This window comes from Methylobacterium sp. E-046 (genome assembly GCF_022829625.1).
In the GTDB taxonomy this organism is placed as follows: Bacteria; Pseudomonadota; Alphaproteobacteria; order Rhizobiales; family Beijerinckiaceae; genus Methylobacterium; species Methylobacterium longum.
Map to the genome: position 1 here is coordinate 59,658 of NZ_JAKSYP010000085.1, position 22,370 is coordinate 82,027.

General features: G+C 67.4%; 20 protein-coding genes. 18 read left to right on the plus strand and 2 right to left on the minus strand.

Going from position 1 to position 22,370, the window contains the following annotated elements:
* Window positions 1-94 precede the first annotated feature (94 nt).
* The 4 genes from MKK82_RS07085 (at window position 95) to MKK82_RS07100 (ending at window position 4,568) form a co-directional block, all read left to right on the plus strand.
* Complete coding sequence (locus MKK82_RS07085) at window positions 95-1,090, plus strand: MBL fold metallo-hydrolase (RefSeq protein WP_238290260.1); 996 nt, start codon at window positions 95-97, stop codon at window positions 1,088-1,090.
* Between the two features lie 29 nt (window positions 1,091-1,119).
* Complete coding sequence (locus MKK82_RS07090) at window positions 1,120-1,956, plus strand: alpha/beta fold hydrolase (protein ID WP_243985109.1); 837 nt, start codon at window positions 1,120-1,122, stop codon at window positions 1,954-1,956.
* A gap of 306 nt (window positions 1,957-2,262) precedes the next feature.
* Window positions 2,263-2,529, plus strand: coding sequence for a hypothetical protein (locus MKK82_RS07095; RefSeq protein WP_238290264.1), 267 nt, complete (start codon window positions 2,263-2,265; stop codon window positions 2,527-2,529).
* A gap of 536 nt (window positions 2,530-3,065) precedes the next feature.
* Window positions 3,066-4,568 (plus strand): aldehyde dehydrogenase family protein, encoded by a 1,503-nt coding sequence (locus tag MKK82_RS07100; RefSeq protein WP_243985110.1) that lies wholly within the window; start codon window positions 3,066-3,068, stop codon window positions 4,566-4,568.
* A 36-nt stretch (window positions 4,569-4,604) separates the two neighbouring features.
* On the opposite strand, the gene MKK82_RS07105 is transcribed toward MKK82_RS07100, so the two are convergent.
* The gene (locus MKK82_RS07105; protein WP_238290267.1) at window positions 4,605-5,627 is read right to left on the minus strand and encodes a LysR family transcriptional regulator; all 1,023 of its coding nucleotides are present in this window, start codon (window positions 5,625-5,627) and stop codon (window positions 4,605-4,607) included.
* Between the two features lie 100 nt (window positions 5,628-5,727).
* On the opposite strand from MKK82_RS07105, the gene MKK82_RS07110 reads away from it, so the two are divergent.
* The 7 genes from MKK82_RS07110 (at window position 5,728) to MKK82_RS07140 (ending at window position 13,046) form a co-directional block, all read left to right on the plus strand.
* Window positions 5,728-6,615 carry an alpha/beta fold hydrolase gene (locus MKK82_RS07110; protein WP_238290268.1) on the plus strand — a complete coding sequence of 296 codons (888 nt, stop codon included), beginning with the start codon at window positions 5,728-5,730 and terminating at the stop codon, window positions 6,613-6,615.
* A gap of 165 nt (window positions 6,616-6,780) precedes the next feature.
* Window positions 6,781-7,308 (plus strand): cytochrome P460 family protein, encoded by a 528-nt coding sequence (locus tag MKK82_RS07115; RefSeq protein ID WP_238290269.1) that lies wholly within the window; start codon window positions 6,781-6,783, stop codon window positions 7,306-7,308.
* A gap of 424 nt (window positions 7,309-7,732) precedes the next feature.
* Window positions 7,733-8,956, plus strand: a complete 1,224-nt coding sequence (locus MKK82_RS07120; RefSeq protein ID WP_243985111.1) for a molybdopterin-dependent oxidoreductase — start codon at window positions 7,733-7,735, stop codon at window positions 8,954-8,956.
* A 9-nt stretch (window positions 8,957-8,965) separates the two neighbouring features.
* Window positions 8,966-9,700, plus strand: coding sequence for a DUF302 domain-containing protein (locus tag MKK82_RS34175; RefSeq protein WP_238290271.1), 735 nt, complete (start codon window positions 8,966-8,968; stop codon window positions 9,698-9,700).
* Window positions 9,701-9,766: 66 nt separating this feature from the next.
* A complete protein-coding gene (gene soxC / locus MKK82_RS07130) occupies window positions 9,767-11,029 on the plus strand; it encodes a sulfite dehydrogenase (protein WP_243985112.1) in 1,263 nt (420 codons plus the stop codon).
* Window positions 11,007-11,552 carry a c-type cytochrome gene (locus MKK82_RS07135; protein ID WP_243985113.1) on the plus strand — a complete coding sequence of 182 codons (546 nt, stop codon included), beginning with the start codon at window positions 11,007-11,009 and terminating at the stop codon, window positions 11,550-11,552. Before soxC ends, MKK82_RS07135 begins: the two co-directional genes overlap by 23 nt.
* Window positions 11,553-11,738: 186 nt before the next feature.
* Window positions 11,739-13,046: a glycosyltransferase gene (locus MKK82_RS07140; RefSeq protein WP_243985115.1), complete on the plus strand. Its 1,308-nt coding sequence runs from the start codon at window positions 11,739-11,741 to the stop codon at window positions 13,044-13,046.
* A 449-nt stretch (window positions 13,047-13,495) separates the two neighbouring features.
* Here MKK82_RS07140 and MKK82_RS07145 read toward each other — a convergent pair whose 3' ends face one another.
* Window positions 13,496-14,563: a substrate-binding domain-containing protein gene (locus MKK82_RS07145; protein WP_313902087.1), complete on the minus strand. Its 1,068-nt coding sequence runs from the start codon at window positions 14,561-14,563 to the stop codon at window positions 13,496-13,498.
* A gap of 235 nt (window positions 14,564-14,798) precedes the next feature.
* On the opposite strand from MKK82_RS07145, the gene MKK82_RS07150 reads away from it, so the two are divergent.
* The 7 genes from MKK82_RS07150 to MKK82_RS07180 all read left to right on the plus strand — a co-directional run bounded on the left by MKK82_RS07150 (window position 14,799) and on the right by MKK82_RS07180 (window position 21,539).
* Entirely contained in the window at window positions 14,799-15,581 is a 783-nt protein-coding gene (locus tag MKK82_RS07150; RefSeq protein ID WP_243985118.1) for an ABC transporter permease, read from the plus strand.
* Complete coding sequence (locus tag MKK82_RS07155; RefSeq protein WP_243985120.1) at window positions 15,578-16,369, plus strand: ABC transporter permease; 792 nt, start codon at window positions 15,578-15,580, stop codon at window positions 16,367-16,369. The genes MKK82_RS07150 and MKK82_RS07155 overlap by 4 nt, the downstream gene beginning before the upstream one ends.
* Before the next feature lie 9 nt (window positions 16,370-16,378).
* A complete protein-coding gene (locus tag MKK82_RS07160; RefSeq protein WP_243985123.1) occupies window positions 16,379-17,164 on the plus strand; it encodes an ABC transporter ATP-binding protein in 786 nt (261 codons plus the stop codon).
* A gap of 32 nt (window positions 17,165-17,196) precedes the next feature.
* On the plus strand, window positions 17,197-18,303 hold the full coding sequence (locus tag MKK82_RS07165; protein ID WP_243985125.1) for an ABC transporter substrate-binding protein: 1,107 nt from the start codon (window positions 17,197-17,199) through the stop codon (window positions 18,301-18,303).
* A 122-nt stretch (window positions 18,304-18,425) separates the two neighbouring features.
* Window positions 18,426-19,739 carry a histidinol dehydrogenase gene (hisD, locus tag MKK82_RS07170; protein ID WP_243985127.1) on the plus strand — a complete coding sequence of 438 codons (1,314 nt, stop codon included), beginning with the start codon at window positions 18,426-18,428 and terminating at the stop codon, window positions 19,737-19,739.
* Window positions 19,736-20,503, plus strand: a complete 768-nt coding sequence (locus MKK82_RS07175) for an SDR family oxidoreductase (protein ID WP_238290282.1) — start codon at window positions 19,736-19,738, stop codon at window positions 20,501-20,503. The genes hisD and MKK82_RS07175 overlap by 4 nt, the downstream gene beginning before the upstream one ends.
* Window positions 20,504-20,528: 25 nt before the next feature.
* On the plus strand, window positions 20,529-21,539 hold the full coding sequence (locus MKK82_RS07180) for an alcohol dehydrogenase catalytic domain-containing protein (protein WP_243985129.1): 1,011 nt from the start codon (window positions 20,529-20,531) through the stop codon (window positions 21,537-21,539).
* The last annotated feature ends 831 nt before the right edge of the window (window positions 21,540-22,370 follow it).

Consider the following 22,370-nt stretch of genomic DNA (forward strand, 5'->3'; position numbering starts at 1 on the left):
GGGCGCAGTGGAAGCCCTCCCGGGTGGAAGCCCTTCCGGGTGGAACCACCCCCCGATGTGAGCCCCCCACAACCTGATCTTCGGAGCACAGATCATGACTGCCCGTGAACCTGCGTCCGGCGCCGCGAGAGAAGCGTTCTCCCTGTCACGCCGCGGCTTCTGTCTCTGCTGCCTGTCCGCAACTGCGCTGCCGGCGGCGAGCGGCTGGCTCTCACCCCGCTCCGCGTTCGCGCAGGCCCGGGGCATCGTCGACTTGATGATGGCCGATGCCGCCCGGTCGCCGATCAGGGTACACAGATTGCGCGGCAACGTCGCCGTGCTGGAGGGGTCCGGCGGCAACGTCGCGGTTCTGACGGGGCCGGACGGGAAGCTGCTGGTGGACGCCGGGATCGGCGTGTCGCGCGCCCAGATGCTGACGGCGCTCAACGACCTCGACGACGCGCCGATCACCCATCTCATCAACACGCATTGGCACTTCGACCATGTCGACGGCAACGCTTGGCTGAACGCCGAAGGGGCGGAGATCCTCGCCCACGAGAAGACACGCAAGCACCTCATGGCCGCGCAGCGCGTGGACGACTGGGACCACGACTTCCCCGCGGCACCGCCCAACGCGCTGCCGAAGCAGGTGTTTGCGTCCGAGCACGAGACCACGCTGAACGGCAGCACGCTCACGCTGAAGCATTACGGTGCCGCGCACACGGACAGCGACATCTCCGTCCGGTTCGTCGAGGCCGACATCCTGCACACCGGCGACACGTTCTGGAACGGCATGTACCCGTTCATCGATTACTCCACGGGTGGCCACATCGACGGGACGATCGCGGCCGCCGAAGCGAACATAGCTGCGACGACGGACCAGACGATCGTCATCCCTGGCCATGGGGCGCCAGTCGGTACCCGCGCACAGCTGCACGACTTCCATGACATGTTGGTGGACGTGCGTGCGAACGTCGCCGCCTTGAAGAGGCGGGGCCTGTCCTTAGACGCCATCGTCGCCGCCCGCCCGACCGCGGCGCACGACGGGAGATGGTACCGGTCCGTCATCACCCCGGCGCTTTTCACCCGTCTGGTCTATGAGGGGGTTTGATCCGTCGTTTTGTATTGGGGAGAACCTTTATGGCCACGATCATTACCCAGGATGGCGCCGAGATCTACTTCAAGGACTGGGGTCCGAGGGAGGCGCAGCCGATCATGTTCCACCATGGCTGGCCGCTCTCGTCGGACGACTGGGACACGCAGATGTTGTTCTTTCTCAAGCACGGCTACCGCGTCGTCGCCCACGACCGCCGCGGCCACGGCCGCTCGGCGCAGGTCTCGGACGGGCACGACATGGACCACTATGCGGCCGACGCCGCCGCCGTGGTCGCCCATCTCGATCTGAGGAACGCCATCCATATCGGCCACTCCACCGGCGGCGGCGAGGCCACACGCTACGTCGCGCGATACGGCGAGCCCCAGGGTCGCGTGGCCAAGGCGGTGCTGGTGAGCGCCGTGCCGCCATTGATGCTGAAGACCGCAGCTCATCCGGAAGGACAGCCGATCGAGGTATTCGACGGCTTCCGCCGAGCGCTGGCAAACAACCGCGCCGGGTTCTTCCTCGACGTCCCGTCGGGCCCGTTCTACGGCTTCAACCGCGATGGCGCGCAGGTCCAGCAGGGTGTGGTCCGGAACTGGTGGCGGCAAGCCATGATGGGCTCCGCCCTGGCGCACTACGAAGGCATCAGGGCGTTCTCAGAGACCGACCAGACCGAGGATTTGAAGGTGATCGGCGTGCCGACGCTGGTGCTGCACGGCGAGGACGATCAGATCGTGCCGATCGTCGCGGCGGCACTGAAGTCGATCAAGCTGCTGCGCAAGGGCACGCTGAAGACTTATCCCGGCTATGGCCACGGCATGCTGACGATCAACGCGGACGTGCTCAACGCCGACCTGCTCGCCTTTGTGAGAGCATGAGTTGACGCTTGGGTGCGCGTGGAGCCGAAGGTTGGCCTCCGTGGCGCCGCGGCCGGGGGCGGCCTTTCCTCTGACGACCGCCCCTTTACCCGGTGTCGCTGGGAGGCGGGCCGGCGGCCCCGCGCGCCTGTTGTTGCCGGCCCGAAGCGGCCGGCCGAGTCGAACGGATAGCAGCCGCTCTTGTCGGCTGAGTTGCCGGCACGGCGGCCAGCGGTCACGAGCAATGCTGACGACCAGTCGGGCGGCAAATCTGTCGGAGTCGGAGCGACATCATCGGGGAACTTGTGGGGGTTCGAGGGGCATTCGATGAACGATCACATGAAACAACTGTGCGATGTGGCGGAGTCGCTCATCTCCGAGTTCGGTCAGGACCTCGCGCCAGGATCGCTCGCGCGTGAGGTCGTTCGCGCCGTCCTGATCGAGCTGCGGAAGGTCTCTCCAGGGATGGAGCGCGGCGGCGGCGATCAGGCGGTGGCTCACGCTGCAGGCGATGAGGAATGCAGCATCACACTCAGGGGCTACCCCGCCGGCATCGCGTTCACCGCGATGATCGACCGCGTTCTCGCCGAGTGATGGAAGGGTGGAGATGACTGTCGGTCGCAATACTAAGGGCCGATATGTTAAGATGATTTGCAACAATGATAGATGCATAAAGGATTTATATCTGCGGATGCATTCTGAAGACCGTCAAATTACCGCAGTGGGTGGATGCGGTTGAAGACTCGTGGGCGGCCGAGCTTGCCGAAAGGCGGAGTGGATATTCAGCCCTCCGGTGTTGTGCCCTCTGCCGATCAAGCCCGGCTCGGCTGCGGGACCCGCCGATCTTGGCGAGCGTCCTCGGTTTCTGAGCGGCTGCGGCGGGTTGAACTCGGCTCTCGCTCCATGGGAGCTTCGTAGTCGGAGGCGAGTCAGCTTCGCCATGTCGTTCAGATGGGCAGGCCGCGCCTCGCCCCTCATGTGCCCGCGCCGGCACGTTCGATGGCAGGCTGGCGAGCGCGTATGCATGGCACTTGGCGCGCCGCGCCTGCACCCACCGTTCAAGCAGGTGACGTCGTTCGGCGGCGCCACGGCTTGGTCTTCGCACCGAGTTTGTCCTATGCCCCGCGCCCATGAGCACCACCATCACGCGCCTTGTGGCGGGAACGCCTGTGCCCTTCGGCGGTGACCGCGTGACCACGATCACGCCGGAGATCGCGGAGGCCTTCCAGCCCGGGGATCATCTGCTGGTTCTGCAGGAGACCGGAGACCTCCTGCACATCCCCGCGGCTCAGATCGCACGGGCCGCCGTCGCGGTGGACCGCGCCCACGCGGCCTTCCTGGCGATGGCGGCCGTACCGGACCGGGCCATCGACCAGTTCTTCGATCATTTCGCCACGCACCTCGAGGACCGCTCGGCCTGGGGGGCGATCGCGGAGGCGAACCGGCAGGATGTCGCGCGTGCGCAGTCCGGTGGCCGCTCGACGACCCGCCTCGTCGCCACGGACCGGATGCGGCAGGACATGATCGCGGGCCTTCGGGCGTGGCGCGACAGCGAGACGCTGCGCGGTCGCGTCGTCGAACGTATCGCCCATCCGGGCTGGACGGTCGAGCAGGTGGCAGCGCCGCTTGGTGTGGTGGGCTTCGTGTTCGAGGGACGCCCAAACGTGCTCGCCGATGCCGCGGGCGTCTTGCGCGGCGGCAACACGGCCGTCTTCCGCATCGGCAGCGACGCGCTCGGCACCGCACAGGCGATCATGCAGCACGCCCTCGCCCCTGCCCTCGATGAGGCCGGCCTTCCGCCGGGGGCCATCTCGCTTGTCGAGAGCCCTGAACGGTCGACCGGGTGGGCGCTCTTCGCGGACCGTCGCCTCTCGCTGGCGGTGGCGCGTGGGTCAGGGCGGGCCGTCGCCCAGCTCGGAAGCGTCGCCCGGCAGGCCGGCACGGCGGTCAGCCTGCACGGAACCGGCGGGGCCTGGATGGTTGCCGACCGCGACGCGGATCCGGAGCGCTTCTCCGCGGCGGTCGGAGCTTCCTTGGACCGAAAGGTCTGCAACACCCTGAACGTGTGCTGCATCCACCGTGCCCGGGTGACTGATCTGGTGCCGGTTTTCCTGGCGGCACTGGAATCCGCCGGCCGGGCACGCGGATTCGGATGCAGGCTGCACGTGGTGGCGGGCGACGAGTCCGTCCTGCCGCACGGCTGGCGCACCGCTACCGTCCGGGTCCGGCGCGCCGAGGGCGCGCGCACGGAGCCCCTCACGGAGATCCAGTCGGAGGATGACCTCGGCCACGAGTGGGAATGGGAGGACACGCCCGAAGTCAGCCTGAAGATCGTGGATGATCTCGACCATGCGGTATCGCTGTTCAATCGCCACAGCCCGCGTTTCGCCGCATCACTGATCAGCCGGGATCCGGAGGCGCATCGCCGCTTCTACGCAACGGTGAACGCGCCCTTCGTGGGTGACGGATTTACCCGCTGGGTCGACGGTCAGTACGCCCTGAACCAGCCCGAGCTGGGGCTGTCCAACTGGCAGAGCGGCCGTCTCCTCGCCCGGAGTGCCATCCTGTCCGGCAGCGGCGTCTTCACGCTGCGCAGCCGCGTCACGCAGGACGACCCGCAGGTGAGGCGATGACGCCGCGGGCGGGCGTCGGATCCGCCCGCCGATGCGTCATGGCGACCTGAACAGAGGGTCAGCGGCATCCTGGCGAGGCATCTCTCGGGGATGCGGAATGTCGGCGTCGCGTGGGTCTCCGTCGAAGCGTCGGTCTTCGCGGCGTGCGGCGATGCCGTCGAGATTGGCCCGGAGCCGGGCAGCGGCGAAATCGATGAAGGCTCGCACTTTGGCGAGAGATAGGCGGTCGGGCACCGTGACGAGGTGCACGGGCACCGGCGGCGGCTCGTCCGCGGGAAGCAGGACGACCAAGCTGCCGCCCGCGACTTCACGCTGGATCTTGTAGGAGAAGATCCGGACGATGCCTTCGCCGTCGACCGCCGCGCTGACGGCGGCCTCGTCGGTGTTGACCATCAGGCGCGGCTTGACGCGAACCGTGCGGGCGATCCTGCCGCCGGGTGCGGGCGGGAAGCTCCAGATATCGTTCGGGCTTGTCGGCTCGATCCCGATGCAGGCGTGATGGGCCAGATCGGACAGGGACTCGATCGGCGGTCGGCCAGCCAGATACGTCGGTGATGCACACAGGACGCGGCGCACCGTGCCGATGCGTACCGCGATCTGGTTGGACTCCTGCAAGGGGGCAATCCGGAGCGCGACATCGATGCCTTCATCGACGAGGTTCGTCATCCGATTGAGCAGCAGGTAGCGGACCTGCATCGCTGGATACGCTCTCAGGAAGGCGCCCACGACCGGGCGTAGAACGCGTGTCCCGAACATCACGGGCGCGGTGACGGTGAGGACGCCCCGGGGGGCAGCCCGGTTCCCGGCGACGGCGAGGTCGGCTTCGTCCAAGTCCGTCAGCACCCGGCGGCAGACGGCGGCGTACCGCTCGCCCGCCTCGGTCAACTGCAACCGTCGTGTCGTCCGATGCAGCAGCCGCACGCCGACATGGTTCTCCAGAGCGGCGACGGCCCGGGTCACGGCGGCCGGCGAGCGATTGAGCCGTCGACCGGCGGAGGCGAGGCTCCCCTCGTCCAGAGCGACGACGAACACCCGCATCGCGTCGAGACGGTCGATCATTGTTCCGCCCCGCGAAATCAAGGATTGCGCAGCTTAGGCATTCTGGTTCCGATCACAATACGGTAACTTCGACCGAACGGTTCGATGCGAAGGGGGCTGCATGATTGATCCCGCCAGCATTCCGGTGATCCATTACCGCACCGCCAAAGTCGAGGAGGTGGGAATTTTCTACCGGGAGGCGGGCCCGCCGCGGGCCCCGGTCGTCTTGCTGTTGCACGGCTTCCCGACCTCGTCGCACATGTTCCGCAACCTCATCCCGCTCCTGGCCGACCGCTACCGCGTCATCGCACCCGACTATCCCGGCTTCGGCGGCAGCGACGCACCCGATCACCGGGCATTCGCGTACACGTTCGCGCATTACGCCGACCTGATCGACGGCCTGCTCTCCCGGTTGGGGGCGGACCGTTACGCGATGTACGTGATGGATTACGGTGCTCCGGTCGGCTACCGGCTCGCCCTCAAGCATCCCGATCGCGTCAGCGCGCTGATCGTCCAGAACGGGAACGCGTACGAGGAGGGGCTGAAGGCGTTCTGGGATCCCATCAAGGCCTACTGGCGCGAAGAGACCCCCGAGCGACGGGAGGCCCTCGAGTTCCTCGTCGCACCGGAAACGACGAGGTTTCAGTATGTCGACGGCGTGGCCGACGTTTCCCGGATCGATCCGGATAACTGGCTGCACGACCAAGTGCTCCTCGACAGGCCGGGCAATAAGGATATTCAGCTCGACCTCTTCCGCGATTACGGCACCAACGTACCGCTCTACCCGCAATTTCAGGCCTTCTTCCGCGAGCGCACGCCGCCGACGCTGATCGTCTGGGGCCGGAACGACACGATCTTCCCGGCCGACGGCGCGCATCCGTATCTCCGAGACCTGCCCGACGCCGAACTGCATCTGCTGGATACCGGGCACTTCGCGCTCGAGGACAAGCTCGACGTCATGGCGCCGCTGATCGGCGATTTCCTCGATCGCAGCATCGGCGGCCGCTGAGTCCGGGGGGCTGCCGGAACCGACGCGACGAACCCGCGCGGCGCGTTCTCGGTTGAAGCGCGGCGGCCCTGCCGACGCCGTTGGAACGGACCGGTTGGCAATTGCCACGGGCGCGTTTCGATGAAGGAATGGTTCTGTACTTGAGTCCGAGGGCAGGAGGGCGCCATGAGGACGGCATCTATCCGGTTGGGGGCCCGCGTCGTGGGCGCCTGCATCGGCGTCTTCACTCCCTTCGCGGTCGGAGGGGCTGACGACAATGCGTCGCCGGTCTTCGGCATCAGACTTCCTGCTGGGTATCGCGAGTGGCAGATGATCAGTGTGGCTCACGAAGCCGGCAGCCTCAACGACATCCGCGCCGTTCTCGGAAATGATATCGCGATACAGGCCTATCGAGACGGAACGCGCCCTTTCCCGGATGGCGCGATCATCGCGCGACTGGCTTGGGAGTATGTGCCTTCACCTGAGAACAATGCGATTTTTGGACAAATCCAGTCCTTCGTTCCTGGTTCACCGACTAATGTTCAATTTAGCGTCAAAGACTCCAAGAAATACGCGGAGACGGGTGGCTGGGGATATGGCCAATTCGAGCATGGCAAGGCCAATGCGAGCGAGGACCTGATGAAAACCTGCGCGCCGTGCCACGCCCGCGAAGCGAAAAACAATGATTTTGTCTTTACGCACTACGCGCCCTAGATGTTCGAAGCGGTCGAGACGATGTCGGCTTGTTGGCGAAGTATATTTGAAGATGTGAGTTTAGACCATCGATCTGAAGCCGATCATACGAAGCCTTCGACTCCGGTCGCCCACCGCAAGCCCGAAGAAATCCTTTCGCGGTGGGCCGGGATCGGCTTTGGGCAGCTTCCGCTATGGGGTAGGCCGAGCGATCACAGTATCCCGGATTGATCCGCTCGGTCATCAGGCTGAGCCGCTCGGAGATCGCGCAGGATCGCTCAAGTCCGTAGTTTGGCCCCGTCGCCGCCTCGCAGGCCCATCCCCCGGCATCGGACCCGGGGGCGAGTATGGGAAGCCGAATACAGGCCACGCATTGTCGATCAAGTATTGCCTTTAAATCCAAGCTCGATCGCAAGGAAAATTGCAGCTCGGGGAACCGATCGTCATGTCGCGCCCAAGCATGTTTTTGAGCCGTCGCGCCGTCCTGGGTAGTTTCCTTGCGACCGTGGGGGGCCTGCCCATCGACGCCACCGCCTCACCGGAGATCCAGCTTCCATTTCGCAGTAACCCCAGGCAGCGAGCACTTACCACCGCCTTCCCGGGTAAAGGCTCTATGATCCTTCAGCGCGCGCGGCCGCCATTGCTGGAGACGCCGCTGGAGGTGTTTGATCACAGCGTCCTCACCCCCAACGACCGCTTCTTCGTGCGCTGGCACTGGGCCGTGATCCCGACCGAGATCGACGCCGCCGCCTTCCGACTGCGCGTGCACGGGCTCGTCGAGCGCGCGCTGTCGCTCTCGCTCGATGAAATCGCCCGACTGCCGCAGGTTGAAATTGTTGCCGTCAATCAATGCTCCGGCAACTCGCGCGGCCTGTTCGAGCCTCGGGTGCCTGGCGCTCAATGGGCTCACGGGTCGATGGGCAACGCGCGTTGGACGGGCGTGAGGCTCAAGGACATCCTCGACCGGGCGGGGGTGCGCGCCGGCGCCGCGCAGGTGCGCTTCGATGGGCTGGACGAGCCTGTTGTCCCGGGAGCCCCGGATTTTCGCAAGTCGCTCGACATCGATCACGCCCGCACCGACGAAATAATGGTCGCCTATGCCATGAACGGCGATCAGCTTCCGCTTCTGAACGGCTTTCCGCTGCGCCTCGTTGTGCCGGGCTGGTACTCAACTTACTGGGTGAAGATGCTCTCCGACATCGAGGTGCTCGATCAGGCGGACGAGCAATTCTGGATGAAGACGGCCTACCGCGTCCCGGACACGCTCGGAGGCAGCGTTCGTCCTGGGGAGACCGGCTATCCAACCGTCCCGATCAGCCGGATGGTGCCGCGCGCCTTTCTGACGAATGTGGCGCCGGGCGACACCGTCGAGGCCGGATCACCGCTCGCGCTGCGTGGCATCGCCTTCGGCGGCGATTGCGGGGTCAAGGCCGTGACACTGTCCGGAGACGGCGGGCGGACTTGGCTGCCCGCGCGGCTCGGCACCGACGAGGGTCGCTACAGCTTCCGGCGTTTCGAGGTCGTGCTGCCCATGCCGGCTGTCGGCGAACTCAGCCTGATGGTCCGCTGCACGAATGCGCAGGGCGTGGTCCAGCCGCTGGAGCCGACCTGGAACCCGAACGGCTTCATGCGCGGCGAAGTCGAAACCCTTTCCGTGACGGCCACCTAGGAGGCTGGTGTGACGCGCATCCTGCCACTTGCCACAGTCCTGGCCGGGCTCGCCACAACCTCCGCTGCGGAGCCCATGCCGTTCCGTTCCGTGACGGTGGAACTGCCTATGGGAGACCGATCGTTCCCGGGCGGGCAGGAGGCCGAGGCGATCAACAGCAACTGCTTGGCCTGCCACTCGGCCGGCATGGTGCTCACGCAGCCTCGTCTCACGCGGACGGAATGGCAGGCTGAGATCGAGAAGATGATCCATGCCTACAAGGCGCCGGTGGATCCCTCCGACATCCCGAAGATCGTTAATTACCTCACACGCATGAAAGTCGATGGTGCGGAGATGACACATCAGGACGTGGAGGCTGTCCGCATCCAGAGTGCATTCGGCTTTGAAGAGACGCTCAAGCGTCTGCGATCTGCGTTGGAAGTCACGGGATTCACGATCTTTGCCGTGATCGACCACCGTTCTGCGGCTCAATCGGTCGGGCTCGCTATGCCGCCGACCACTGTCCTGGTCTTCGGCAATCCGCGAGGCGGAACGCCGTTGATGCTCGCGGCCCCGGACTTCGCGCTGGAACTTCCCCTTCGGGTTCTCGTCCGTGAGGACGAGAGTGGTCGCGCCTTGGTGGTCTACAACGCGGCGAAGACCCTCGACGGTAAGCACGACCTTCCTGCCGGGATGGCCGAACGTCTGGCGCCAGCCGGCAAGGTCATCGCAGAGGCGGTCTCAGCTTCGGCCGCCGCCCCCTGAACGGCCGAAGCATGACCGGAGCACGGTCCCACCGGATAGCCGCGGTGAACGCCAAGGGAGGCAGCCATGCTGAAGAGGTTCTCCGACCCGGATCGTCTGTCACGAAGACGCTTCCTGACCGCGACGGCCGCAACGGCCGCAACGGCCGGTGGCGTCATCGCGGCTCCCGCGACGGCCGACACGCTGGCGGACGTGCCGCCGCGGGGGCCCGGCGACGACCTCGGCGCATACAGCCCTCGCTCACCCTACGTGCAAATCGCCCGCATCCCCGAAGCGGCTCCGGGACAACGCAACGTGGACCCGAGCGCCGCGATCAATTCGAAGTCGCCGCTCGACAAGTTCGTGGGAACGATCACCCCGACGGACCTTCACTACGAACGCAGCCACTCCGGTGTTCCCAATCTCGACCCGAGCGAGCACCGTGTGCTTGTCCACGGCATGGTGAAGCAACCGCTCGTACTAACGCTGGAAGATCTCCGAGCGATGCCGTCGATCTCGCGTATCGCATTCCTGGAATGCACGGGTAACGGATGGGAAAACTGGAAATCCGCTCCCGACACCGTCACCGTGCAGAACACGCATGGCCTCGTCAGCACGCATGAGTGGACCGGCGTCCCGCTCTCCTTCTTGATCGACCTTGTCGGCGTGGACCGCGCCTCCACTTGGATGCTTGCGGAAGGCGACGACGGTGCTGCCGTTGCGCGCAGCATCCCGCTGACCGACGAGATCATCGCCGAAGGGATTTTGGCTTACGGTCAGAACGGCGAGCCGCTCAGGCCGGCGCACGGCTTTCCGGTTCGGCTGTTCCTGCCGGGCTTCGAGGGTAACCTCAACATCAAGTGGTTGCGGCGGCTGAAGTTCGGCGATCAACCCTTCATGACGCGTTGGGAAACGGCGCGTTACACGCAATTGCGGCCAGACGGCAAAGCGCGCCAGTTCCAACTCAAGCAGGACGTCAACTCCGTCATCACCGCGCCCTCCGGGATGATGCGGATCAAACCCGGCTCCAACCGGATCACCGGGCTTGCCTGGAGCGGGCACGGGCGGATTACCCGGGTGGAGGTGAGTGCCGATGGCGGCGCCACCTGGGCCGTCGCGGCCCTGACCGGCCCGGTTCTTCCGAAGGCGCAGGCCCGCTTCCAGCACGACTGGGTGTGGGACGGCCGGCCGACGAAGATCGTGAGCCGCTCGACGGACGAGCAGGGCAACGTTCAGCCTGACCGCGCCAGCTTCATCGCTCAGGTCGGCACGAATGCTCTATTCCACTATAGCGCTCAGCAAACCTGGGGCATCGACGAGGCAGGGCATGTGCGCAATGTTTTGGCGTAACCTCGTTCTCGGCACCATCCTGGTGACGGCCGCATCTTCGTCGACGCAGGCTGCCGAATTCGGTCGCGCGGCGAGCCAGGAAGAGATCGCGCTTTGGGACATCGACGTCCGGCCCGATGGTCGAGGTTTGCCGATCGGCGGTGGGACGGCAGCGCGAGGACAGGTGATTTTTGAGCAGACCTGCGCGGCCTGCCATGGCGCAGGTGGGCAGGGGGGAGCCAAGGATCGGCTGGTCGGCGGCCAGGGTACGCTCGCCTCTGCGAAGCCGGTCAAGACGGTAGGCTTCTTCTGGCCGTACGCCACAAGCCTGTTCGACTACATCCGGCGAGCGATGCCCTATCCAGATCCCGGCAGCCTGACAGCGGACGAAACCTATGCGGTCACGGCGTATATCCTCAGCCTGAATGCCATCATCCCGGAAGATTTCGTTCTTTCGAAAGAAAATCTGGCGCAGGTCCGGATGCCAAATCGTGAGGGGTTTGTCCCGGATGCTGAATACATCCATATTGGCAATTCGCGATAATTCTCGCTGGGGGCGCTCGAGAAATGACACTCGGTGCCATCGCCGTCGCCGACATGTCTGATCGCCTGCGCCGACGCAATCAGCGTTCCCGCTCGGTCTTCTCCAAACGCGGACGCCACAACTCGAGGCAGGGTCCATGACTTCGCGCTGGTGTGTATGTCTCATCCAAAGGGAGGCAGATCCGAGATGAGGATCCTGATCGCAGCGTCCGCCCTGACGGGACATGTCAATCCGCTGCTGGCCATCGGTCACCGACTGCGTGCCCGGGGCGACGACGTGTTGTTCACCACAGCCGGAACCTTCCAGGCCCGGATCGAGGCAGCAGGGCTGCGTTTCGCGCCCTGCAATGATGGAGGCGCCGCGGCCTACTTGGATGCCGATTTGCCGCCCGGACCGGAACGGTGGCGGCACGAGTTTGAGCGACGCTTCATCAACGGCATGCCGGGCCAGGCCGCAGGCCTGCGGCGGCTGATTGCGGAGCATCAGCCCGATGTCGTCATCGCCGGCAGCCTGTTCCTCGGTGTATTGCCCCTGCTCCTGGACATCCAACCGCGGCCCCCGATTGCCGTCCTGAACGTGAGCTTCCTCTTCCTCGACCGGCCTGATCACGCGCCGGTAGGAGTCGGGCTCCCGCCCGCCAAGGACGAGGCCGAGCGGCTGCGTTACGCGGCCTTGAAGGCCAGTACCGACGCGGCCTTCGTCAATCCCGTGCGTGCGCACACCGATCTGCTTCTTGCAGGACTGGGGCTGCCGCCGTTGCCGGCCTCGCTCCCGCACTCGATCGTCGTACTGCCGGACCTCTTCCTTCAGCCGACGGTCCAGCCCTTTGAGTATGATTTCGGGACGCCGCCGCCCGGTCTGCGCTTTGTCGGTCTGCTGCCCAGCCCGCATGTCGAAATGCCGCTGCCCGACTGGTGGCATGAACTCGACGGGGGCAAACGCGTCGTTCTGGTGACGCAGGGCACACTCGCCAATGGCGATTTCGGATCGCTGGTCGAACCGGCTCTGGCGGCCCTCGCCGACCGGGACGATCTGCTCGTCGTCGCTACCACCGGTGGACGCCCCGTCAACGCCCTTCGTGGAAGCCTGCCGCCCAACGCTCGGGTTGCGAGCTTCCTGCCTTTCGACACCCTGTTGCCCAAGGTGGACCTGCTCGTGACCAATGGCGGCTATGGCAGCGTCTCGCACGCGCTCGCTGCCGGCGTGCCGATCGTCTCGGCGGGTCGAACCGAGGACAAGGCTGAAGTCGGCGCGCGGATCGGCTGGTCGGGAGTCGGGATCGATCTCGCGACGGATATGCCGACCGTCGACCTCCTGCGCACGTCGATTTCGCGCGTGCTCGACGAGCCAGATTTCCGCCGCCGAGCCACTGAGATCGCCGAGGCATTCGGCCGTATCGATGCCGGGCACGAGATCCTCAGAGCCATCGATGCCGTCGTCACGGCCCGCCGCGCGAAACGACAGGGAGGCCCTGTCCCCGGAAGGCCTGCGTGACCCTTGTCCGATCCGGCTGCTGGATCGGACACCGTAGAGCCAGGTCGAACCGGATGATTCGGCCGTTCCGGCCGACGCCTCCCGAGCGATCGTGGATGCGTACCGGGTGCGGCGCCGCCGCAGACCGCGCGGGGCCTCCAATCCCGGACGCGGTCGAAAACACCCCGGAGGGGCGGGATCCCCGCGTATGTCCTGGTTGCGAGGTGCTTCGCTTTGCGCGGCTCAGCGAAACCCGAGCCCTTGCGCGTCGTCGTCGACTGGTGGGTTCACGCGGTCACGTCCTGACCGATCGTACTGATTGCCCGCACGCTGCCCCTGCGTACTTTCCAAGGGTTGGCTCGTCGCGCAGCGGTACATTCACGAGGCGGAAGAGGGGCGCATCGGGAGGGCAGAGACGTCGAAGCCCGATCCGGCATAGGCACGGCAGCCTTCGAAAGCGAACTCCGTCGTCACTGCGCACCGGTTTGACGCCGCGCGGAAGCCACGGGATGGGCCGATTGATGGGCCGTCGACAGCGGTCCGGACGAACGACGCTCAATCAGCTCGATCGGCATCTCCGTCCGGCTCGCGCGTAGCTCCCCGCGCAGGCGGGCTAGCAGGTGCTCGGCGACTTCCCGTCCGAGCTCCGCGGTCGGAAGATGGATCGTTGTCAGGGATGGCGCGATGTGGCTCGCGATCTCGAGATTGTCGATCCCGACGACCGACAGATCGCGGGGAACGTTCAGGCCGCGTTGCTCGGCCTCAAGAAGCACGCCGACGGCAAGGAGATCGTTCCCGCACACCACGGCCGTCGGGGGCTCAGCAAGACCTAAGAGTTGCAAGAGGCCCGCCCGGCCGCCGGCGAGAGAGAAGGGCTGCTGCGATACGCGGGCGTTGGAGAGCTCGAGTCCCTCCGCCGCGAGGGCTCGCCTCACGCCGTCGATGCGCAGGCGCACACGGTCGTTGGCCTGGGTAAAGCCCGAGACCATGCCGAAGCGGCGGTGGCCCTTCGCGAGCAGGTGCCGGGCCGCGAGGTAGCCGGCCGCCGCGTTGTCGAAGCCGATCGAGTCGAGCCGGTCATCGAACGACCACGTCAGCACCACCGGGATCAGCGTTTCGGTGACGAGTGCCCAGGTCTCGGGAAGATGGTCTGCGCCGACCAGCATCAGGGCGTCGACCCCGCGACCGAGCATGGACCGGACGAGGGCGCCTTCCTCCACGGCCGAGTATTCGTGTGCGGCGATCAGGAGTTGATAGCCGTTACGGGCCAGGGTCGTCTGCAGGGCCTGGATCGCGCGGGCGAAGATCGAGTGATCGAGCGTCGGGATGATGGCTCCGATCGTGTACGTCCGGCCCGATGCCAGGGCCTGGGCCGGGCCACCGGGCAGGTAACCGAGGGCTTCGGCCGCCGCGCGCACCCGGCGGATCGTGTCCGGATGGACAATCGAGGCGCCGGCCATCGCGCGCGAGGCGGTCGCCGGCGAGACGCCCGCCCGTTGGGCAACCGCCTGCAATGTCGCGCGCTGCTGACGTTTCACGGCAAGTCACTCTCGGCCGAAGCTCGTTTCGCGCAGTGATGAATGCGCATTCAAGAAAACGCAACGCCCGCGCCGAGCCGTGCGCCGCAGAACATCGGCGCGTGCGGCCGTCACTGCGGTGACTATCGTACCGAGAGTTGACAAGCCTTCTCCGACGCGCACAATGAAAGCGCATTCATTGAATGCTCATGCGGTGAGTCGCGACAAGACGACCATCGCTGCGCGAGGAAACGCCGTGAAGTTCAGCCGCCGCATGTGCGTCGGCATGGCGACGCTCGTCGTCATCGCCGCCTTCTGGTACGTCGCGACCACCGGCCTCGGCCTGATCTCGGCGGGGCGGTTTCCGGCGCCGAGCGACGTGGAAACGGCGGCGGTCCAAGCCTTCGTTCGGGGCTATCCCGACACGACGCTCCTCGTCCACGTCCTGCATTCGCTGCGGCTCGTTGCCTTGGGCTTTCTCGTCTCGGTGACGCTCGGCGTTCCCCTCGGCCTGCTGATGGGCTGGAACCGCACGGCCGAGGCTCTCATCAACCCGGTCTTCCTGCTGCTGCGTCCGATCCCGCCCCTCGCCTGGATCCCGCTCGCCATCCTGTGGCTCGGCCTGGGCGACGGGGCCAAGGTGATGGTCATCGTCATCGCGGCGCTGCCGCCGGCGGTGATCAGCACCCAGGCCGGCGTGCGGGGCGTGCCGCCGCAGATCGTCGAGGCGGCGCAGATGCTCGGCACCCCGCGGCTGCGCTTCGTCACCGACGTGCTGGCGCCGGCGGCGGCGCCGATGATCTTCACGGGGCTGCGGCTGGCGCTCCAAGCGAGCTGGACCACCCTGGTCGCGGCCGAGCTCGTCGGCTCGCTCGCGGGGCTCGGCTACGTGCTGAACGTCGCGCAGCAGGACCTCTACCCAGGGATGATCCTCGTCGGCATGGCGGCCGTCGGCGTGCTTGGGGCCGGCAGCACCGCGTTGCTGGGGATGGCCGAGCGCCGGGCGATCGGCTGGGCGCAGCTGCGGGGGGCGGCATGATCGCCTCCCGCCAGCCGCTCCCGCTGCACCGCAGCCTGGCCCTCGGCGCCATCGGCACCCTGGCCTTCCTCGGATCCTGGGCGTTCCTCGCCCGGTCCGGCCTCGTCTCGCCGCTGTTCCTTCCCGGACCGGTTGCCGTGGCCGAGCGCTTCGCGACCCTGACCGAGCGGCCGTTCGCGGGGGGCACGCTCCCCGCCCACGTCGCCTCCAGCCTGCAGCGGTTCCTGATCGGCTACCTGCTCGCCGCCGCGGTCGGCGTGCCGCTCGGCTTGACGATGGGCTGGTCGCGCCTCCTCGACGACATCGTCACGCCGATCTTCGACGGGCTGCGCTTCATCGCGCCGATCGCCTGGGTGCCCTTCGCCGCCCTCTGGTTCGGCACCGGGATCGGCGGCCCGATCCTGATCATCTTCGCGGGCGCCTTTCCGCCCTGCCTGATCAACGCCTATCGCGGCGCCCGCTACATCGACGCGCGCCTGCTGGAAGCCGCCGAGATGCTCGGAACGCCGGGCTACCGGACGATCGCCGAGGTGCTCCTGCCGGCCGCCCTGCCCTCGATCGTCGCCGGCCTTCGCATCAGCGCGGGCCTGGGGTGGCAATCCCTGGTTGGCGCCGAGCTGATCGTGGCCTCGACGGGGGTCGGCTTCATGATGGTGCAGGCCCAGGGGGCCGTCTCGACCGCGACCGTGATGGTCGGAATGGTCGCGATCGGCCTCGTCGGCGTAGTGATCGACGTCGCGCTACGCACGCTCGAGACCCGCCTCCGCCGGCATCACGGACAGGCTTGAGGGGATCCGATGAGCGCAATCCGGTTCGAGCGAGTCGAGAAGAGCTTCGGGAGCAACGTCAAGGCGCTCGACGGCGTCGACCTCACCGTGGCCGACCGCGAGTTCGTGGCCATCGTCGGCGCCTCGGGTTGCGGCAAGACGACCTGCCTGCGCCTCGCGGCCGGGTTCGAAGCCCCGACCGGCGGCCGGATCACCGTCGGCGGGCGGCCGGTCACCGAGCCCGGGCCCGACCGCGCCGTGGTGTTCCAGCAATTCGCGCTGTTCCCGTGGAAGACCGTGGCGCAGAACATCGCGTTCGGGCTGCGCAACAAGGGCATGCCCTCCGCCGAGCGCCAGGAGCGCGTCGCCGCGGCGATCGACATGATCGGCCTCTCGAGCCACGCCGACGCCTACCCGCACCAGCTCTCCGGCGGCATGCAGCAGCGCGTCGCCATCGCCCGCGCCTACGTCCTCGAGCCCGAAGTGCTCCTGATGGACGAGCCCTTCGGCGCCCTCGACGCCCAGACCCGCGTGGTGATGCAGGAGGAACTCGTCCGCCTCGCGCGCAGGAACCCGCGCACCGTCCTGTTCATCACCCACGGGGTCGAGGAGGCCGTCTACCTCGCCGACCGGGTCGCGGTCATGACCCGGCGCCCCGGGCGCATCAAGGAGATGATCGACGTCAAGGCGGTCCGCGAAACCGAACGCTGGGAGGAGCACGCCCGCATCGAGGACGTGATGGACCTCGAATCGTTCATCCACCTGCGGACGCACATCTGGAAATCGCTGCGCGAAGAGAAGCCGGCCGGCCGATGAGCCGACGGTCCGCGATCCGAGGGAGAGGCGACATGACCGAGATTCGAGGGAACGGGTACCGGGCCGGCCGGCGGCTGGCATGGCTCCTGGCGGGCGCCCTCGCGCTGGCGCCCGCGGTCGCGCCGCCCCTCCAGGTGCGGGCTGCGGAGCCCGAGCGGATCGGCGTGTCCTATCAGCCGTCGCTCTACTGGGCGCTGCCCTTCTACATCGCCACGCAGAAGGGCTGGTGGAAGGAGGTCGACCTCGAGCCCACCTTTGCGGTCTTCCCGGCCGGCGCACCCCAGGTCGCCGCCGCGCAGGCGGGATCCTGGGATGTTGGCGGGACCGGGTCCGTGCCGGCGATCCTCGGCGCGGCGCGCTTCGGCCTGCTGACGATCGGCCTCACCAACGACGAATCGAAGACCAACGCGCTGATGGTGCGCGCCGCACGGCACGATGCGATCCTCAAGGATCCCAAGCAGCTCGCCGGACAGAAGCTCCTCGTCACCACCAACTCCACCGCCGATTACGCCGCCCGCGCCTGCCTCCGGAAGTGGGGCCTCGGCCCGCGCGAGATGCGCTTCGTCAACCTCGGACAGGCGCAGATCATCTCGGCGATGATCGCCGACGCGGGCGAGGTGGTCGGCGTCTGGGCTCCGAACACCTACACGCTGGAGGAGAAGGCCAGCGCGCAGGTTCTGTGCAGCGGGGCCGACGCCGACGCCATGGTGCCCGGCGCCCTGATCACCCGCGCCGACTTCGCCAAGGCGCATCCGGACGCGGTCGCCAAGTTCCTCGCGGTCTATCTCCGGGGCTGGGGCTGGGCCAAGGCGAATCCCAAGGAAGCGCACGACATGGCCAAGCGCTTCTACGCCGAGGGCGGCGTCGAGGCGTCCGACCACGCCATCGACCAGGAATTCGCGCTGCGCCCGACCTACGCCCTCGACGCGCAGCTCAAGGCGATGGCGCGCGCGGATGGCCCCTCGCAGGTCGACGGCTGGTTCTCGCGGATCGGCACCTTCATGGCCGAGGTCGGCACCATCGCGCAGGCGCCCGATGCCAAGGGATACATCGACGACGCCTTCATGAAGCGCGTCGCGGCCGATCCGAAGCTCCGGGCCTTCGCCACGGAGTTCGACGGGGTGGCGGCCCCGCACTGAGCGCGGCCGGTCGCCTCGCAGCGCCGTCAGGAGCTCCGCCCGGGGCCCGGGCGGGCCGAGACTTCGCTCTCTTGAGAGGCGCCGTCTGCATTCATTCGCACTATCCGGAAGAGGCAGAGATCATGACGATCGACTACGCGAAGCGGGCGACCAAGACGCCCGAGACCGAGACCGACGCGGCGCGGCAGGTCGTGACGGAGATGCTCGCCGCCATCGAGGCGCGGGGCGAGGAGGCGGTCCGGGACTATGCCCGTTCCCTCGACCGCTGGACCGGCGAGATCGTCGTGACCCCCGAGGAGATCGCCCGGCGCACGAAGGACATCCCCGAGCGCGTCAAAGAGGACATCGCCTTCGCGGCGGGGCAGGTGCGGCGCTTCGCCGAGGCCCAGCGCGACAGCGTCCAGGACTTCTCGGTGGAGCTGGTGCCGGGCCTCGTCACCGGCCAGAAGCTCGTCCCTTGCAACGTCGCGGGGTGCTACGTGCCCACCGGGCGCTACGCCCACATCGCCTCGGCCTACATGTCGGTGGCCACCGCCAAGGCGGCGGGCGTCCCGACGGTCGTGGCCTGCTCGACGCCCTTCCGCGGCGAGGGCATCCATCCCTACGTGCTCTACGCGATGCAGGTGGCCGGCGCCGACGTGATCATGACGCTGGGCGGCGTCCAGGCGATCGCCGCGATGGCCTTCGGGCTGTTCACCGGCAAGCCCGCCGACATCATCGTCGGACCCGGCAACAAGTTCGTGGCCGAGGCCAAGCGTATGCTGTTCGGCCGCGTCGGGATCGACGTCTTCGCGGGCCCCTCCGAGGTGGGAATCATCGCCGACGAGACCGCCGACCCGGCGCTCGTGGCCTCGGACCTCGTCGGCCAGGCCGAGCACGGGCACGAGAGCCCGGCTTGGCTGTTCACCACCTCGCGTGCCCTCGCGGACGACGTGATCGCGCGGATGCCGGCGCTGATCGACGCCTTGCCGCCCACGGCGCGGGACGCCGCCGCCGCCGCGTGGCGCGACTACGGCGAGGTGGTGGTGTGCGGGAGCCGGGAGGAGATCGTCGCCGTCTCCGACCGCTACGCGAGCGAGCATCTGGAGGTCCACGCTGCCGACCTCGACTGGTGGCTCGCGCAGCTCAGCAATTACGGTTCGCTGTTCCTCGGCGAGGAGACCACGGTCGCCTTCGGCGACAAGACCTCCGGCCCGAACCACATCCTGCCGACCAAGTATGCCGCCCGGTATTCCGCCGGGTTGTCCGTGCACAAGTTCCTCCGACCGCTGACGTGGCAGCGCATGGACCGGGAGGCCTGCAAGACCATCGCCCAGGCCACGGCCCGGATCTCGCGCCTGGAGGGCATGGAGGCCCATGCCCGCACGGCCGACCACCGGCTCGCGAAGTATTTCCCCGGCCACGGCCTCGATCTCGGCGAGGCGGTGACCGCATGACCTTCCGCCTGACGCGCCTGTTCGACCTGACCGGGCGGACGGCTCTGGTGACGGGGGGCAATTCCGGGCTCGGGCTGGCGCTGGCCCGGGCGCTGGGCCTCGCCGGGGCCGGGCTGATCCTGACCGCCCGCCGGGAGGCCGACCTCGCGGCGGCGGCCGAGGACCTGCGGGCGGAGGCGATCGCCAGCGAGGTCCTGGCCGCCGATCTCGCGGAGCCCGACGCCATCGCCGACCTCGTCGCGCGGCTCGACGGCCGGCCGGTCGACATCCTCGTGAACGCCGCCGGGATGAACCTGCGCCAACCCTTCGCGGCCGTAACGGCGGAGGCCTTCGACCGGCACATGGCTCTGCACGTGCGCGCGCCCTTCCTGCTGACCCAGGCCCTCGCGCCGGGGATGGCGGCGCGCGGATACGGGCGGATCATCAACGTCGCCTCCCTGCAATCCTACCGGGCCTTTCCGGACTCCGCGCCCTACGGGGCCGCCAAGGGGGCGGTAGTCCAGCTCACCCGCGCCATCGCGGAGGCGTGGTCGGCGCGCGGCGTGACCTGCAACGCGATCGCGCCCGGCTTCTTCCCGACGCCGCTGACGCAGGCGGTGTTCGCCGATGCCGAGCGCGCGGCCCGCAACGCCGCGCAAACGGCCTGCGGCCGCAACGGCGAACTCACCGACCTCTACGGCGCGACGGTCTTCCTCGCCTCCGAGGCCTCCGCCTACGTCACCGGGCAGACGCTGCCGGTCGACGGGGGATTCACCGCCAAATGAACGCCCGCCTGTCCGAGGCCCCGCGATGAAAGCGCTGATCTACACCGGGCCGAACGCGCTCATCGTCGACGACGTGCCGGTTCCCGTGCCGGGGGCCGGCGAGGTGCTGGTGCGGGTCGAGGCGGTCGGCATCTGCGGTTCGGACATGCACGCCTATCACGGTCACGATGCCCGGCGCCCAGCCCCGCTGATCCTCGGCCACGAGGCCGCCGGACGGGTCGCGGCGGGTCCGCGGGCCGGCGCGCGCGTGGCGGTGAATCCGCTGGTCACCTGCGGACACTGCCCGGCCTGCGAATCCGGGCGCTCGCACCTGTGCCCGAGCCGGCAGATCCTCTCGATGCCCCCGCGCCCCGGGGCCTTCGCGGACTACGTCTGCGTCCCCGAGAAGAACCTCGTGCCGATCCCGGATACGCTGTCGATCGCCCACGCCGCCCTCGCCGAGCCGCTCGCCGTCGCCTATCACGCCGTCAACCAGGGCGCGCGGCTTCTCGGCCGCCCTCTGGCGGGGGCGCGATGCGTGGTTCTGGGCGGCGGGGCGATCGGTTTCGGGTCCGGTCTGATCCTGGCCATGCAGGGTGCCGCCGATATCGCCGTCATCGAGCCGAATCCCGAGCGGCGCGCCACGGCCGCGCGCGGTCTCCCCACGGCACGCTGCCACGCGCCGGGCGATGCCGACGGCCCGGGTCCCAACGGCGCCGACCTCGTCCTCGATGCCGTCGGCAGCCGGGCGACGCGGGCCGAGGCCAGCCGGATCGCGGGCCCAGGGGCGGTGATCGTGCATATCGGGCTGCTTCCGGGGGAGGAAGGGCTCGACGTCCGCAAGATCACGCTTCAGGAGATCGTGGTGTCGGGCAGCTACTGCTACACGATGCAGGAGTTCCGCGACGTGATCGGTGCCCTCGCGGATGGCCGCCTGGGCTCCCTCGACTGGGTCGAGGAACGGCCTCTCGCCGAAGGCGCGACCGCTTTCGCCGATATGGACGCGAACCGGGTTGCTGCGCCGAAGCTGATTCTCAGCCCGGAGGCATCGCGTTGAAAAATCCTCGGGACATCGGGACTCTGTTTTCGTGTCGGCGATTGAGCGTATCGCTTCCTGTCGGCCGAAGGTGTTTCAGTTAAAATATTGTGTTTTAGTGTATAGTGTTGAATCTAAGATGCCCGGCATGGAGGCGGCGCTTTGGAAGGCCGATCTCGCTCATCATTGTGATCATCTGATCTGCAAGATTTCCAAGTTTTTTGTAGGACGCGGCCGATTGGAATGCATCGGTCACTTCCGATTCTCCTGGTCCCGCCAGTCGTCGTGCGACGTTTTCGCTGTCGATCGCGCAGATCTAGGATGCGCCATCACATGATGCAGTCGATGTCCTGGCCTGAACCGGGCAACCTTCGGAGAACGGGGTCGAACGCTCCGGCAAAGGAGGCCTGTGCCAGCTTAGCCAACCTGCGGTTTGCGGCCTGCGATCTACGTCGGCGCGCGGACAGGCGTAGAACGGCCACCCATGGACGAGGCTGCTGTTGCCAGCAGTCTTATAAATGATGCATTATCGAGGAGAACCGCTGCGGCGTTTCATGTCGGTGGGTACCGGACCGCGTTTTGGCCGAGGCACGACTCCGCCCGCGCAGTCACCTGTCGCTGCGAGATCGGACGCGGTTGCGGTGCGTTCCAGAGATCTTCGCGGCACGACGCGGGCCGCGAAGAACAGAGCGCGGTGCAGTGGCATCGAGAGCGGCCCAAGCCGCGGCGCGTGGGAGGATGGATGGACACGGGTCAGCCTCTTCTGGAGGTCGATGGCGTCACGCTCCGCTACAAGACGCCGGACCACCTCGTCACGGCCACCTACCGGGTGAGCTTCCGGGTCTGGCCCGG